General features: G+C 71.7%; 10 protein-coding genes. 6 read left to right on the top strand and 4 right to left on the bottom strand.

The genetic code is table 11. The annotated features are described in order from the left end of the window. Positions 1 to 285 precede the first annotated feature (285 nt). The gene (locus OG948_RS11425) at positions 286 to 4905 is read right to left on the bottom strand and encodes an ATP-dependent helicase (protein ID WP_406295940.1); all 4620 of its coding nucleotides are present in this window, start codon (positions 4903 to 4905) and stop codon (positions 286 to 288) included. A gap of 89 nt (positions 4906 to 4994) precedes the next feature. Between OG948_RS11425 and OG948_RS11420 the strand changes: the two genes are divergently transcribed. Both OG948_RS11420 and OG948_RS11415 read left to right on the top strand, forming a co-directional pair. Further along, on the top strand, positions 4995 to 5192 hold the full coding sequence (locus OG948_RS11420; protein ID WP_360304842.1) for a DUF3046 domain-containing protein: 198 nt from the start codon (positions 4995 to 4997) through the stop codon (positions 5190 to 5192). A 114-nt stretch (positions 5193 to 5306) separates the two neighbouring features. Continuing rightward, complete coding sequence (locus OG948_RS11415) at positions 5307 to 6512, top strand: AI-2E family transporter (RefSeq protein ID WP_406295938.1); 1206 nt, start codon at positions 5307 to 5309, stop codon at positions 6510 to 6512. Here OG948_RS11415 and OG948_RS11410 read toward each other — a convergent pair. Continuing rightward, a complete protein-coding gene (locus OG948_RS11410) occupies positions 6485 to 7291 on the bottom strand; it encodes a site-2 protease family protein (RefSeq protein WP_406295936.1) in 807 nt (268 codons plus the stop codon). The genes OG948_RS11415 and OG948_RS11410 overlap by 28 nt on opposite strands. Positions 7292 to 7358: 67 nt before the next feature. Then, positions 7359 to 8240 (bottom strand): 3-methyl-2-oxobutanoate hydroxymethyltransferase, encoded by an 882-nt coding sequence (gene panB / locus OG948_RS11405; protein ID WP_395862226.1) that lies wholly within the window; start codon positions 8238 to 8240, stop codon positions 7359 to 7361. Positions 8241 to 8487: 247 nt separating this feature from the next. On the opposite strand from panB, the gene OG948_RS11400 reads away from it, so the two are divergent. The 3 genes from OG948_RS11400 (at position 8488) to OG948_RS11390 (ending at position 11924) form a co-directional block, all read left to right on the top strand. Next, positions 8488 to 10095 (top strand): MFS transporter, encoded by a 1608-nt coding sequence (locus OG948_RS11400; RefSeq protein WP_406295934.1) that lies wholly within the window; start codon positions 8488 to 8490, stop codon positions 10093 to 10095. 1 nt (position 10096) lies between these two features. Next, positions 10097 to 10753 (top strand): TetR/AcrR family transcriptional regulator, encoded by a 657-nt coding sequence (locus OG948_RS11395; protein WP_406295932.1) that lies wholly within the window; start codon positions 10097 to 10099, stop codon positions 10751 to 10753. A gap of 115 nt (positions 10754 to 10868) precedes the next feature. Continuing rightward, entirely contained in the window at positions 10869 to 11924 is a 1056-nt protein-coding gene (locus OG948_RS11390) for an endonuclease/exonuclease/phosphatase family protein (RefSeq protein WP_406295930.1), read from the top strand. 133 nt (positions 11925 to 12057) lie between these two features. Here OG948_RS11390 and OG948_RS11385 read toward each other — a convergent pair whose 3' ends face one another. Continuing rightward, entirely contained in the window at positions 12058 to 13824 is a 1767-nt protein-coding gene (locus OG948_RS11385) for an NAD+ synthase (protein WP_406295928.1), read from the bottom strand. Between the two features lie 469 nt (positions 13825 to 14293). On the opposite strand from OG948_RS11385, the gene glnA reads away from it, so the two are divergent. Further along, complete coding sequence (glnA, locus tag OG948_RS11380) at positions 14294 to 15655, top strand: type I glutamate--ammonia ligase (RefSeq protein ID WP_395862236.1); 1362 nt, start codon at positions 14294 to 14296, stop codon at positions 15653 to 15655. Positions 15656 to 15765 lie beyond the last annotated feature (110 nt).

The following is a 15765-nucleotide window of genomic DNA, read 5'->3' as shown; positions in this document are numbered from 1 at the left end:
CCTTCCGAGTCCCCCCGGACCCGTCGGTGCGGCCGAACCCCGGGGGTCGCGGCGCCGCGGGCAATGCCGCACAGGGACCGACGTCGCGAGCGCGCGGCCAGGAACACGTTCGCGACGCCGGATCCATGTGCTTCCGACCGTGACGCGTGCAGGGTCGCCACGGGCGGATGGTGCCGGTCGGCGTCACCGGGATCGCTCCCCGCGTCGCCTTCCGTGACCACGATCCTGCTGGACGTACATGACCGGGGTGTTTCGCGGACCGGGCGCTCGTGTAACGAAACGGTGTCACCCTCGCAGGCGCAGACCCCTGGGGGTGGCATGGAACCCGGCCGCCTCCAGCGCCTTGCCGAGCGAGGAGGTGAGTACCTCGGCGCCGTCGGCCCGCTCCACCGTCAGCTTGCCCAGCGCGCCCGCGCGCACCGCGTGGGCCAGCGCCTCGGCGGCCGGGCCGACCCGGTCCGGGTCGTCGGTCCAGGACAACAACGTGCGCCCGCCGCGCTCGATGTACAGGATCGGTTCCCCGTCGAGCAGGACCACCAGCGCGCCCGCCTTGCGGCCCGGGCGGTGGCCGCCGCCGGTCTCGCCGGGACGGTCCGGCCACGCCAGCGCGGCACCGTAGGGATTGGCCGGGTCGGCGGCGGCCAGCACCACCGCGCCGGGCAGTTCGTGCGGCTCGCGACGCTCGCTCGCGCTCTGGAGCGCGCGCAGCCGGTCCACCGCGCCGTCGGCGGCGAACTGGGCGGCGCCCAGGCCCTCCACGAAGTAGCCCCGGCGGACCCGGCCGCCGTCCTCGAACACACTCAGCACCTTGTAGGCCGCGGCGAACCCGCCGGGGCTGCCCTCGGCGACCACCGCGCCGCGGGTGACCACGCCGTGCCGGTCGAGCAGCGTCTCGGCCAGCGCGTGGGCGCGCCGGGTCGGGTCGGGCTCGGGCGCCGGGGCCAGCGACCAGCGGCCGGCCACGGTGGGCGGCCCGGTGCGCCCGGACGCGACCGGACGACCCCGACTCAGTCCCGCGTACCGCCCGCGCGGGGTCGCCCGCCGGGCGCGATGCGCGGTGGAGCCGGACGTGCGCCCGGAGCCGAGCAGCGCGCGCAGCGGGGTGAGCGTGTCACCGGTGACCCGCCCGGACCACACCAGATCCCACAGCGCCTCGGCGATCGCCGCCTCGGACGCCGGAGCCGGCAGTTCCAGCCGCTCGGTCAACTGCCGGAAGAACAGCGCGTAGCCGCCGGACAGCGCGGCCAGGATCGCGGTGTGCAGCGATGTCGTCTCCAGCGGCACCGGCGGCGGGAGCAGGTAGGGCGCGGCGTCCGCGAGGCAGAGCGAGAGCCAACCGTCCTTGCCGGGCAGCGCGCCGTGTCCGGCCCACACCACCTCGCCGGCCGCGCACAACTCGTCCAGCATCGCCGGGTGGTAGTCGACCACGCGCGAGGGCAGCACCAGCTTCTCCAGCGCCGAAGCCGGCACGCTCGCGGCCTGGAGCTGCTCGATCACCCGAACCAGGCCGTCCGGGCCGCGCACCCCGCTCGCGCCGACGCCCTGCCACGCGGTCAGGAACCGGGCCAGCGCGACCGGCGGCACCGGTTCGACCTCGTGCCGCAGCGCCGCCAGCGAGCGCCGGCGCAACATCCGCAGCACCTCCGCGCCGCACCACTCCAGGCCGGATCCACCGGGGCGGAACTCGCCGGAGACCACCTGCCCGCCCGCGGCCAGCCGCTCCAGCGTGCCCGTGGTCACCGCGACGCCCAGACCGAAGCGGGCGGCGGCCTCGCCCGCCCGGAACGGGCCGTGCGTGCGGGCGTGCCGGGCCAGCAGGTCGCCCAGCGGATCCTTGACCGGCTCGGTGAACGCCTCGGGGACGCCGACCGGCAGGGGAGTGCCCAGCGCGTCCCGCAGCCGGCCCGCGTCCTCGATGCCGGCCCAGCGCTCCTCGCCCGCGATCCGCACCCGGATCACCCGACGCGCATCCTCCAGGCCGGTCAGCCAATCGCTCTCGAAGGCGCCCGTGGCACGTGCCGCGACCTCGGCGGTGGTCAGCGGCCCGAGCAGCCGCAGCAGATCGGCGACGCCCTCGGCGTCGCGCACCCGGCGATCCTCGGCCAGCCGTTGCAACTCGGCCTCGGTGCGCGCCAGCACCTGCGGGTCGAGCAGTTCGCGCAGCTCGGCCTGGCCGAGCAGCTCGGCCAACAGCCGTGAGTCGAGCGCGAGCGCCGCCGCCCGCCGTTCGGCGAGCGGCGAGTCGCCCTCGTACATGAACTGCGCGACGTAGCCGAACAGCAGTGAGCGGGCGAACGGCGAGGGCTCGGTGGTGGTGACCTCGACGATGCGCACCGCGCGGGTGGCGATGTCGCGCATCAGGCCGGTCAGGCCGGGCACGTCGAACACGTCCTGGAGGCACTCGCGCATCGTCTCCAGGACGATCGGGAACGAGCCGTACTCACTGGCCACCGCGAGCAGTTGGGCCGAGCGTTGGCGCTGTTGCCACAGTGGGGTGCGCCGGCCCGGCATCCGGCGCGGCAGCAGCAGCGCGCGGGCCGCGCACTCGCGAAAGCGGGACGCGAACAGCGCCGATCCGCCGACCTCGGCGGTCACCAGCGGCTCCACCTCGGCCTCCTCGAAGAGCGCGAAGTCCGGCGGCAGGGCACCCGCGGCGAGATCGTCGGGCTCCTCGCCGAAGGACTGCTCACCGAAGGGCATGCCGGTGTCCGGCAGCCGCAGCACGATCCCGTCGTCGCCGTGCATGGTCTGCACGTCCAGACCGGTGCGCTCGCGCAGCCGGGCCGAGATGGCCAGCGCCCAGGGCGCGTGCACCTGGGCGCCGAACGGCGAGTGCACCACCACCCGCCAGTCGCCCAGCTCGTCGCGGAAGCGCTCGACCACGATGGTGCGGTCGTCGGGGATGTGGCCGCACGCCTCGCGCTGCTCGCCCAGGTAGCCGAGCAGGTTGTCCACCGCCCACGGGTCCAGGCCCGCGGCGGCCACCCGTTCGCGGGCCCGGTCCGCCGGCAGCGCGCCCACCTCGCGGACGAACGCGCCCAGCGCCCGGCCCAGTTCCACCGGCCGTCCGAGCGCGTCGCCGTGCCAGAACGGCAGCTTGCCCGGCACCCCGGGGGCGGGCGAGACCAGCACCTTGTCGTGGGTGATGTCCTCGATCCGCCACGACGACGTGCCCAGCGTGAACACGTCGCCCACGCGCGACTCGTAGACCATCTCCTCGTCCAGCTCGCCGACCCGCGACTTCGCGTCGCCCGCGACCAGGAACACGCCGAACAGGCCCCGGTCGGGGATGGTGCCACCCGAGGTGACGGCGAGCCGCTGCGCGCCCGGGCGGGCGGACAGCACCCCGCCCACCCGGTCCCACACGATGCGCGGGCGCAGTTCGGCGAACGCGTCCGAGGGGTAGCGGCCGGCGAGCATGTCCAGCGTCGCCTCGTAGGCCGACGCGGGCAGGGCGGTGAACGGCGCGGCCCGGCGGATCAGCGCGAGCAGCGCGTCCACGTCCCGGTCCTCGATCGACACCATCGAGACGATCTGCTGCGCGAGCACGTCCAGCGGATTGCGCGGCCCGCGCACCGACTCGATCGCGCCCTCGCGCATGCGCTCGGTGACCACCGCGGTCTGCACCAGGTCGCCGCGGAACTTGGGAAAGATCACGCCTCGGGAGATCGCGCCCACCTGGTGGCCGGCCCGTCCCACCCGCTGTAGGCCGGAGGCCACCGAGGGCGGCGACTCGACCTGGACGACCAGGTCCACCGCGCCCATGTCGATGCCCAGTTCCAGGCTCGAGGTGGCCACCACGGCGGGCAGCCTGCCCGCCTTGAGGTCCTCCTCGACCTGGGCCCGCTGCTCCTTGGACACCGAGCCGTGGTGGGCGCGCGCCAGCAGCGCGGGCGCGCCTCGGCTGCTGCCCGCCTGCGCCATCAGCTCGGCCGGCGACGCGTCCTCGGGCAGCTTCTCGCCGGTGGCGCGCTCGTAGGCGATCTCGTTCAGGCGGCCGCACAGCCGCTCGGCCAGCCGGCGCGAGTTGGCGAACACGATGGTCGAGCGGTGCGCCTGGATCAGGTCGACGATGCGTTCCTCGACGTGCGGCCACACCGAGGCCTTGCGCTCGTTGCCGGCCTCGTCGAACTCGCCGGTGCCGCCGCCGAGCTCGCTCATGTCCTCGACCGGGACCACGACCGAGAGCTCGAACGTCTTGGCGGCCGGCGGCTGGACCACGCGCACGTCGCCGGTCGAGCGCAGCCAGCGGGCCACCTCGTCGACCGGGCGCACGGTCGCGGACAGGCCGATCCGGCGCGCGGGCCGCTCCAGGAGTTCGTCCAGCCGCTCCAGGCTCAGCGCCAGGTGCGCGCCGCGCTTGGTGCCGGCGACCGCGTGCACCTCGTCCACGATCACCGTGTCCACCCCGCGCAGCGCCTCGCGGGCCTGCGAGGTGAGGATCAGGAACAACGACTCGGGCGTGGTGATCAGGATGTCCGGCGGCTTGGTCGCGAACCGGCGTCGATCGGCCGCCGGGGTGTCGCCGGAGCGCACTCCCACGGTGACCTCGGGCTCGGGCAGACCCAGGCGTACGCACGCCTGCCGGATGCCGGTGAGCGGGCTGCGCAGGTTGCGCTCGACGTCGACCGCGAGCGCCTTGAGCGGCGAGATGTACAACACCCGACAGCGCCGGCGCGGGTCGGCCGGCACCGGTTCGGCGGCGAGCCGATCCAGCGCGGACAGGAACGCCGCGAGGGTCTTGCCGGATCCGGTGGGCGCGACCACCAGCGCGTCCTTGTCCTCGGCGATGGCGCGCCAGGCGCCCTCCTGGGCCCGGGTCGGCGCGTGGAAGGCGCCGGTGAACCACTCCCGGGTGGCGAGGGAGAAGCCGGCCAGGGCCGAGGCGGGATCGTCGTGTGGCATAACTCCCCATGGTGCCGCGTGGCTCCGACATTCGCGGCGGACGACAAGCGGGCGACAGGGGGACGCGGCGCGACCGCGATACTGGTCGCATGGGACTCACCGACTTCTGGCGACGCATGCGCGCCCACTTCGGCGACTCGTACGCCGAGTCCTTCGCCCGCGACCACGTGATGTCCGAGCTGGGTGGGCGGACCGTGCACGAGGCGCTGGCCGCGGGCATCGAGGCCAAGGACGTCTGGCGCGGCGTGTGCGTCTCGATGGACCTGCCGACGACCAAACGGGCCTGAACCGACGGGCGGCTCCCCGACATGCCCAAATGGACATAACGTGACGCTCTAGTCTCTTCCTGTCACCGGATGCGCATTACGACACAGTGGTGCGGAAGAGCACAGGGAGCCCATGTGAGCACACCCGACACCCCCACCACACGGGTCGGGTCGCGTGATCGCATGCCGCCGTGGTTGCCGCGGGCCGTGTTCATGATCCTGGTGATGATCGCGGGCTTCCGGCTGCTCGGCTGGACGCTGGCCCACCTGCGCTCGCTGCTGATCGACCTGCTGCTCGCGTTCTTCCTCGCACTCGCCTTCGAGCCGGCGGTGGACCGGATGGCCCGGCGCGGGATGCGGCGCGGCGTGGCCACCGGCATCGCGTTCGTGGTGGTCTTCCTGGCCTGCGCCGGCTTCCTGGCGGTGGTGGGCTCGCTGCTGGTGGACCAGGTGGTCGCGTTCGCGCGGCACCTGCCCGACTATCTCGACGACCTGGTCGCGTGGGTGAACCGCACCTTCGACACCGACCTGACCGTGGAGAAGATCCAGGGCGACATCTTCAAAAACTCCGACACCGTCCAGGGTTATGCCGAGCGGGTGGCGAACAACGCGCTCGGTCTGTCCGCCAAGATCGTGGCCGGCCTGTTCGAGTTGTTCACCATCGCGCTGTTCACCTTCTACTTCACCGCCGAGGGGCCGCGGATGCGCCGTGCGGTGTGTTCGCTGCTGCCGCCGGAGAGGCAGGCCGAGGTGTTGCGCGGGTGGGAGATCGCGATCGACAAGACCGGCGGGTACCTGTACTCGCGGGCGGCGCTCGCGCTGATCTCGGCGTTCGCGCACTACCTCGCCTTCTTCGTGCTCGACCTGCCGTACGCGGTCCCGCTGGCGCTGTGGGTCGGCTTGATCTCGCAGTTCGTACCGACCGTGGGCACCTACATCGCGATCGTGCTGCCCGCGCTGATCGCGCTGACGGTGAGCCCGTTGACCGCGGTGTGGGTGGTGGCGTTCGCCACCGCGTACCAGCAGTTGGAGAACTATCTGCTGCACCCGCGGATCACCGCGCGCACGGTGGAGATCCACCCGGCGGTCGCGTTCGGCGCGGTGATCGCCGGCGCCGCGCTGCTGGGCGTGGTGGGCGCGCTGATCGCGATCCCGATCGCGGCCACCGGACAGGCCTTCGTGGGCGGCTACCTGCACCGCTACGAGATCCCCGAGCACCACCTGACGCCGGACGAGACCCGGCCCCGGCGTGGCCCGGGTCCGCTCATCCGACGGTGGCGGCGCGCCCGGGGCCGGCGGGGTCCCGGGGATCCTCAGGACCAGAAGCGGAACAACCGGTAGCCGTCGCTCGCCAGGTACGGCGACACGTCCAGCGCGTCGGTGACGTGGTCGATCACGTCGTAGAACCAGCCGTTGACCGACGGCGACCACAACAGCGCGAACAGGAACAGGATCGCGTACGGCGCGTACGGCGCGATGGCCCGCCGGAAGTCGTACGGCAGCCAGGGCTCGATCACGCCGTAGCCGTCCAGGCCCGGCACCGGCAGCAGGTTGAGCACCGCCGCGATCACCTGGAGCTGGATCAGGAACGAGAACGCGGCGACGAAGGTCGGGCTCGCGCCGTCCACCGCGCCGGAGGACAACACCAGCGCGAGCACGATCGCCAGCACCGCGTTGGTCAGCGGTCCGACCGCCGACACCATGCTGTTGCGCACCCGGCCGCGGATCGCCGAGCGGTCCAGGTAGACCGCGCCGCCGCTGAGCGGGATGCCGCCGAGCAGCACGAAGATCGTCGGCAGGACGAAGGACAACAGCGGATCGCTGTACTTGAGCGGGTCCAGGGTCAGATAGCCCTTGCCCACCACGCTGTCGTCGCCCGAGCGCAGTGCGGCGAACGCGTGCGCGAACTCGTGCAGGCACAACGACACCAGCCAGCCGGACATCACCAGCAGGAACACGCCGGTGCGGGTGGCCGCCTCGGAGGAGCCGTCGTCGTGCCACGTGTACCAGGTCGAGGCGGCGCAGACCGCGACTATCGCGAGGAAGAGCGGGCTCGGTCGCACGTGGCGCAGCGAGCCGGCCGCGGGGCGGCGGCCGTAGTCTCCGTAGGGGTGCGTCACGAACTGCTCCAGGTGCGGGAAAGGGGCCGTACGACCGGGAGTTCGATCGTACGGCCCCACCCGATACTCAGTGGAACGTGTGCTCCGGACCCGGGTAGGCGCCGCCGACCACGTCGCCCGCGAACGCCTTGGCCGCGTCGCCGAGCACGGCGCGCAGGTCGACGTACTGCTTGACGAACTTGGCGGTGTGGCCGGTGGTCATGCCGGCCATGTCGGTCCACACCAGCACCTGCGCGTCACACCGCACACCCGCGCCGATGCCGATGGTGGGGATCTCCAACTGCTCGGTCACGCGCGCGGCCAGGTCCTCCGGCACACACTCCAGGACCACCGCGAACGCGCCCGCGGCCTGCATCGTCTTGGCGTCCGCGAGCAACTGCTCGGCGCTCTCCGCGTCCCGACCCTGCACGCGGTAGCCGCCGAAGGCGTGCACCGACTGCGGGGTGAGCCCGAGGTGGGCCATCACCGGTACGCCCGCCGCGACCAGCGCCTCGACCTGACGGGCCGAGCGCTGTCCGCCCTCGAGCTTGACCGCGCCGGCGCCGGCCTCCTTGAGCAGCCGCACGCCGTTGCGCAGGGCCTGCTCGGGGGACTCCTGGTACGAGCCGAACGGCAGGTCGGCCACGATCAGCGCGCGCTTGGTGCCGCGCACGACCGCGCCGGTGAGCATCACCAACTGGTCCATGGTGACCGGCACGGTGTTCTCGTAGCCGAGGTGGTTGTTGCCCGCCGAGTCGCCGACCAGGAGCACCGGAATGCCCGCGTCGTCGAATACGGAGGCGATCATCGCGTCGTACGCGGTGAGCATCGGCCAGCGCTCGCCGGCTCGCTTGGCGCGGGCGAGGTCGCGCACGGTGACCCGGCGCCCGGTCCCCTCGCCGCCGTACAGGGTCAGTCCCGGACCCTCGCCCGAAGCGGCTATCGGCTGCGCGGATGTGTTGCTGGACATGGTGTTCTCCCGACTCGAGGCGCTCGGACGGCGTCCCCGGACAACGCCATGGTGACACGCGCCGTAACAGGACAACAGGGGAGTCGGACGCCGGATTCCGGGTGACCGCCGGGTGATCGTCGAGTGATCATCGGACCCGGCATTTGCCGAGGTTTTGCAATACGAGACGTTCTCGTTTCGTAAATTGGCCCTAGCCTGTGAGGCAACCCGAACCGGTCCCACATGTTCGACGAATCGAGCTTCACCCGTGACTTCAGCGAACGTTCCTCCCATACGCACGGTCGACGAGCACATACATCGCCGCCGCTGGGCCATCCTCGGCGTCCTGGTGATCAGCCTGCTGGTCGTCGTCCTGGACAACTCGATCCTCAACGTCGCGATCAAGACCATCGCCGACCCGGAGAAGGGCCTGGGCGCCACCCAGAGCGAGCTCCAGTGGGCGATCAACTCCTACACCCTGGTCTTCGCCGGCCTGCTGTTCACCGCCGGCATCCTGGGCGACCGCTTCGGTCGCAAGCGCACCCTGCTGTTCGGCATGGTGATCTTCGGCCTCGCGTCCCTGCTCTCCGCCTACTCGCAAAGCCCCGGGCAACTGATCACCGCGCGCGCGGTGATGGGCTTCGGCGGCGCGTTCGTGATGCCGGCCACACTGTCCATCATCAGCAACGTCTTCGAGCCGCACGAGCGGCCCAAGGCGATCGGCATCTGGTCCGGCGCGGTCGGTCTGGCGATCGCGATCGGCCCGATCACCGGCGGCGTGCTGCTCGACCACTTCTGGTGGGGCTCGGTCTTCCTGATCAACGTTCCGATCGTGCTGGTCGGCATCGTCGCGATGTTGCTCCTGGTGCCCGACTCGCGCGACCCCAGGCCCGGCCGGCTCGACCCGATCGGGGTCGCGCTGTCCATCGCGGGACTGGTCTCGCTGGTCTACGGCATCATCCGGGGCGGCGACGCGGGCTGGGGCAGCGTCGAGGTGATCGGCACGATCGTGCTCGGCCTGGTCGTCCTCGCCTTCTTCGTGTGGTTCGAGAAGCGCAGCGACCATCCCGCGCTGGACGTCAAGTTCTTCCGCGACCCGGCCTTCTCCGCCGCGGCCGGCGCGATCGGCCTGGTGTTCTTCGCGCTCATGGGCGTGACCTTCTTCATGGCCTTCTACCTGCAGAGCGTGCGCGGCTACACCCCGCTGCAGACCGGCCTGCTGCTGCTCCCGCTGGCGATCGCGCAGCTGATGTTCTCGGCACGCAGCTCGGTGATGGTCAAGCGGTTCGGCGTACGCGCCGTCACCACCGGCGGCATGCTCCTGGTGGGCCTGAGCTTCCTGGCCTTCCTGGGCATGGACCGCACCTCGCCGATCTGGATCCTGTGCGTGGTCTTCTTCTTCCAGGGCGCGGGCATGGCGCACGTGATGCCGCCGGCCACCAACTCGATCATGTCCTCGCTGCCGCGGGAGAAGGCCGGGGCCGGCTCCGCGGTCAGCAACACCGTGCGTCAGGTCGGCGGCGCGCTGGGCGTGGCGATCCTGGGCTCGGTGCTTTCGTCGGTCTATCGGGATCGGATCTCCGGCGACCTGGACAAGCTCCCGCCGGACGTGCCCAAGGGCGCGGCCGGCGACTCGGTCGAGGCGACGCTCGCGGTGGCCGGCCGACTCGGCGACAAGGGCGCGGCGCTCGTGGACCCGGCCAAGGACGGCTTCATCGACGCCATGCACGCCGCCTCCATCGGCTCCGCCGTGGTCGCGCTGATCGGCGCGGTCGTGGTGTTCCTGTGGATGCCGCGCCGCGAGTCCGGGCAGACTGCCCCCGAAGCGGACCGAACCGAACGGTCCGCCGAGGAACCGCGCTCCGCGAAGGTCTGACATGCAGCCTGCGACATCCGCATCAGCGGCCGAACCCCTGGCCGACAGCACGACCGAGCCCGGCGCGGCGGACAAGCCCCGCCGGGGTCGGCCGCGCAGCGAGGAAGCCGAACGGGCGATCCTGGGCGCCACCCTGCGCCTGCTGGACGCGCACCGCAGCATCGCCGCGATCTCCGTCGAGGCCGTGGCCCAGGAGGCGGGCGTGGGCAAGGCCACCATCTACCGCCGCTGGCCCGGCAAGGAGGCGTTGATCGTCGCGGCGGTCGAGGCCGCCGAGGTGAAGCCGGCGGTGCTCGAGGGCCGATCGCTGCGCGAGGATCTGATCCTGGTCCTGGAGCACATGCGCCTCCAGGCGGTGGACAAGCGCGGCGACGGGCTGATGGGGATGCTCTCCGGTGAGATGCGCAGCCATCCCGAGTTGCACCGGCGCTATCACGAGGTGGTCGTGGAGAAACGCCGGGCGATCCTGCGCGGCCTGTTGCAACGCGGCGTGGATTCCGGCGAGCTGCGTGCCGACCTGCCGATGGAGGTCCTGATGGACCTGGTCACGGGCCCCATACTGGTACGCAAGCTGGTACGGGAGAACGCAAGTCTGGAACCGGAACTGCCGGGCCAGATCGCGGACGCGCTGCTCGGCGGGATTCGCGCTCGCTCCTGAGCCCATAGGGAACCTATCGACCGCTTTCCGGCGTCCGTTTCGACGTAGGGGACGTTTTGTTCGTACGTTGACGCGGACACAGTCGGGACTCGAGCCTGGGACTTCAGGAGGCAGCATGACGTGGCCCACCACGACGGACACCGGAGCCGAGCCGCAGCCGGCCGGCGACGGAGGTCCTCGGCGAGGGTCACGGTGGTCGTGGCAGGGCGTGCGGGACGGTGCGGTCGCCACGTGGCGCACCCCGCCGTGGCGCCGCGGCCGAGTGATCGCCGTGTTCGCGGTGCTGGCCACCCTCCCGCTCGCGTTCCACCGGATGGTGCCCAACACCCCGGGCAACTGGGGCAGCTTCGTGGAGACCTTCCTGCCCTGGGCGGGCCTGGTCGTCCCGGTGCTGCTGGCCTGCGCGGCGATCCGTCGCTCGTGGACCGCGGTGGCCGCGACCATGCTGCCGATCCTGGTGTGGGTGACCATGTTCGGCGGCTTCTTCATGCCCGGTCGCGGCGGCGGCCCGCACGACATGCGGGTGCTCAGCCACAACGTGAACGCGAGCAACCCCGACCCGGCCGGCACCGCCCGCTCGCTGCTCGGCGCGAACGCCGACGTGATCGCGCTGGAGGAACTGCCCGAGGGCGCGTGGAAGCTGTACGACGCGGTGCTCAAGAGCCGGTACCCGAACGTGCAGCACGAGGGCACGGTCGCGGTCTGGACCACGGCCGACTTCTCGATGAGCAAGGCCGAGGCGGTCGACGTCGGGATGGGCTTCACCCGCGCGCTGCGCACGGTGATCAAGACGCCCAAGGGTGACGTGGCCTTCTACGCCGTGCACCTCGCGTCGGTGCGCTTCGGCCCGAGCGGCTTCACCGTCGGCGACCGCAACGAAACGATCGATCGGCTGTCCCGGTCGCTCGCGGTCGAGACCGCGCCGCACGTGGTGCTGGCCGGTGACCTCAACGGCACCACCGACGACCGCGCGCTGCGCCCGGTCACCCGCTTCCTGGCGGACGCGCAGGACGCGGCCGGCACCGGGATGGGCTTCACCTGGCCCGAGTCGTTCCCGATGGCCGCGATCGACCACGTCATGTACCGGGGCATGGCCGCCGCCGCCGCGAAGGTGCTCGGCAGCACGCCGAGCGACCACATGCCGATCCTGGCGGACCTGCGGCTGAGCTGAGCGGATCCGCGACCGAGCGGAGCCGCTCGCACGACGAAGGGCCCGACCGCATCGGTCGGGCCCTTCGTCGTGTCCGTGTCGGGCTCTTCGGGTCGTGCCTTGGGGACGTGCTCGGCCGCTCTCGGGGTCGTGCTCAGCCGCTCTCGAGCCACCGGCTGGTGATCGGCAGCCGCCGGTCCCGGCCGAACGCCTTGAGCGAGATCTTGGTGCCCGGCGGGTACTGCCGACGCTTGTACTCGGCCGTGTCCACCAGCTTGAGGATCCGGTCCACCAACTCCGGCCGGAAACCCGCCGCCACGATCGCGTCGCGGCCCATGTCCCGCTCGACGTAGCCGTCCAGGATGGCGTCGAGCAGGTCGTACGGCGGCAGTGAGTCGGTGTCGACCTGCCCCGGCCGCAACTCGGCGCTCGGCGGCTTGGTGATCGAGTTCTCCGGGATGGGAGCCGGCTCGCCGAGTCGCTCGGCCTCCGCGTTGCGCCAGCGCGACAACCGCCACACCGCGGTCTTGGGCACGTCCTTGATCGGCGCGAAACCGCCGACCGCGTCGCCGTACAGCGTGGAGTAGCCGCAGGCCAACTCGCTCTTGTTGCCGGTGGCCAGGACCAGGTGGCCCTCCTGGTTGGACAGCCCCATCAAGGTGGTGCCGCGCACCCGGGCCTGGAGGTTCTCCTCGGCCAGGCCGGTCAGCCCGAGCGCGCCCAGGTAGGCGTCGACCATCGGGGCGATCGGCACCTGGCGGTAGTTGAGCCCGATCCGCGCGGCGGTGTCGGCCGCGTCGTCCTTGGAGTGTTCGGAGGAGTAGCCACTGGGCATCGAGACGCCGTACACGTTGCCGCCGCCCACCGCGTCCGCCGCGATCGCGGCGACCAGGGCCGAGTCGATCCCGCCGGACAGGCCCAGCAACACCGACTTGAAGCCGTTCTTGGCCACGTAGTCGCGCAGCCCGGTGACCAGCGCGCGGTAGATCTCCGCGTCGTCGGACAGGGCCGGCGCGATCGAGTGCGCGGCGGCGGGCGCGGGCACCGGCGCGGCCTCCTCGGTGAGGATCACCTGGTGGATGGTCAGGCCGTCGGCCACCACGTCGCCCGCGCTGTACACGCTGTCGTCCACGGTGCGCTCGGGCAGGTCCAGGTCGGCGATCAACAATTCCTCGCGGAACTGCGCCGCACGCGAGAGCACCGTCCCCTCGGCGTCCACGATCAGCGAGTCGCCGTCGAAGACCAACTCGTCCTGGCCGCCGAAGGCGTTGACGTAGGCGAGCGCGCAGTTCGCCTCGCCGGCGCGGCGGCGGACCAGCTCCAGCCGCGAGTCGTCCTTGCTCACCTCGTACGGTGACGCGTTGATCGACAACAACAGGCCGACCCGCGCGGCGCGCGCGGCGGCCACCGGGCCGCCCTCCTGCCACAGGTCCTCGCAGACGGCGATCGCGACGTCGACTCCGCCGACCCGGGTGACCAGGAGCCGATCGCCCGGGACGAAGTAGCGGTACTCGTCGAACACGCCGTAGTTGGGCAGGTGGTGCTTGGCCGAGCGGGCCGCGACCCGGCCGCCGTACAGCACCGCGACCGCGTTCTGCGGGGCGCCGGCCGGGCGGCCCAGCCGCGGCGTGGACACCCCGCACCGGTCCAGATAGCCGACCACGACCGCGACCTCGCCCAGTCCCTCGGCGGCGAGTCGGGCGGCGAGCGCCTCCAGCGCGCGGCGGGAGGCCTCGACGAAGGACGAGCGCAGTGCCAGGTCCTCGACGGGATATCCGGTGAGCGCCATCTCCGGGAAGGCCACGAGCGACGCGCCGCGCTCGGCGGCCTTCCGGGTGCGCCCCACGACCAGTTCGGCGTTGCCGTCGAGGTCGCCGACCGTGGGGTTGATCTGGCTGAGGGCGATGCGAATCCGGGTCACGCGATCCAATGTACCCGACCCTTGGCGTCAAAGTGACGAATAGTGGTCCGGGGTGCGGCGACGCGCCGTGCGCACCGCGCTCGCGGGATCGATGGCGGGCGCTCGGCCGGCCGGAAAACCGCAGGCGAACGGCGGGCGAAAGGCGTACGCCCGAGCGAACCCGGGGCTCGGCGCCCGAGCACCCGGGAGATACCCTTGGCGCAGTTCAGCACCGGGCCCCGACGGCTCGCCCGACGGGATTCCCGGCGGGTGCGATGCCGCGCGAAAAGGTATCCCGCAGGTCGCCCACGAGCGGTTCTCCGGGTACAGGACCACGGGACGTACGCGCGCACGGCGGTACCTGTGCGCGAGCAAGGGCACAACGCAAAGGGCACGTAATGTGCTGGAAACCCTGAAGCGGGATACTCGTGTGCCCCGCAGTGCCCTGCCGATCGCTCACAGGCCGTCCGACCTGCAAGGATAGGGAATTATGGATAAGCAGCAGGAGTTCGTGCTTCGCACCCTGGAGGAGCGCGACATCCGGTTCGTGCGACTGTGGTTCACCGACGTGCTCGGGTTCCTGAAGTCGGTCGCGGTGGCACCGGCCGAGTTGGAGCAGGCGTTCGCCGAGGGCATCGGCTTCGACGGGTCGGCGATCGAGGGCTTCGCCCGGGTGCACGAGTCCGACATGCTGGCGAAGCCGGATCCGGCGACGTTCCAGATCCTGCCGTGGCGGGCCGAGGCACCCGGTACCGCACGGATGTTCTGCGACATCCTGATGCCCGACGGCTCGCCGTCCTTCGCGGACCCGCGCTACGTGCTCAAGCGCACCCTGGAGCGGGCCTCGGAGAAGGGCTTCACCTTCTACACGCACCCCGAGATCGAGTTCTTCCTCTTCAAGGAGAAGCCGGTCGACGGCCGTCCGCCGACCCCGGTGGACCACAGCGGCTACTTCGACCACACGCCGCAGCCGGTCGGCCAGGACTTCCGCCGCCAGGCGATCACGATGCTCGAGAACATGGGCATCTCGGTCGAGTTCAGCCACCACGAGGGTGCGCCGGGTCAGCAGGAGATCGACCTGCGCTACGCGGACGCGCTGAGCACGGCCGACAACATCATGACCTTCCGCCTGGTGGTCAAGGAGGTCGCGCTGGAGCAGGGCGTGCACGCGTCCTTCATGCCCAAGCCGTTCTCCGAGCACCCGGGCTCGGGCATGCACACCCACCTGTCCCTGTTCGAGGGCGATCGCAACGCGTTCTACGAGGCCGGCGCCGAGTACCAGCTCTCCAAGGTCGGCCGCTCGTTCATCGCGGGCCTGCTCAAGCACGCCGGCGAGATGGCCGCGATCACGAACCAGTGGGTCAACTCGTACAAGCGGCTGTGGGGCGCGTCGGCGCGCACCGCGGGGATGGGCGGCGAGGCCCCCTCGTACATCTGCTGGGGGCACAACAACCGCTCCGCACTGGTGCGGGTTCCGATGTACAAGCCCACCAAGGGCCAGTCCACCCGGATCGAGGTGCGCCAGATCGACTCGGCGTGCAACCCGTACCTGGCCTATGCGGTGCTGCTCGGCGCCGGGCTCAAGGGTGTCGAGGAGGGCTACGAGCTGCCCGCCGGTGCCGAGGACGACGTGTGGGCGCTGACCGACGCCGAGCGCCGCGCGCTGGGCATCGCGCCGCTGCCGCAGAACCTGGCCGAGGCGATCGCGCTGATGGAGCGCAGCGATCTGCTGCCGGAGATCCTCGGCGAGCACGTCTTCGAGTTCTTCCTGCGCAACAAGCGGCACGAGTGGGAGGAGTACCGCCAGCAGGTGACGCCCTTCGAGCTGAAGCGGTACCTGCCGGTGCTCTGACGCCGGTGCCGGTGCCGGTGCTTCCGGTGCTCCGAGCGTGCGACGCGAACGGCCCGACCCCCGGGTGTGTCGGGGGTCGGGCCGTTTCCCGTGGAGCGGCGCGCGCGGGT

Origin of the sequence: Embleya sp. NBC_00888 (assembly GCF_045207655.1) — a bacterium.
Lineage (GTDB): Bacteria > Actinomycetota > Actinomycetes > Streptomycetales > Streptomycetaceae > Embleya.
This window is presented reverse-complemented; position numbering and strand designations above follow the sequence as displayed.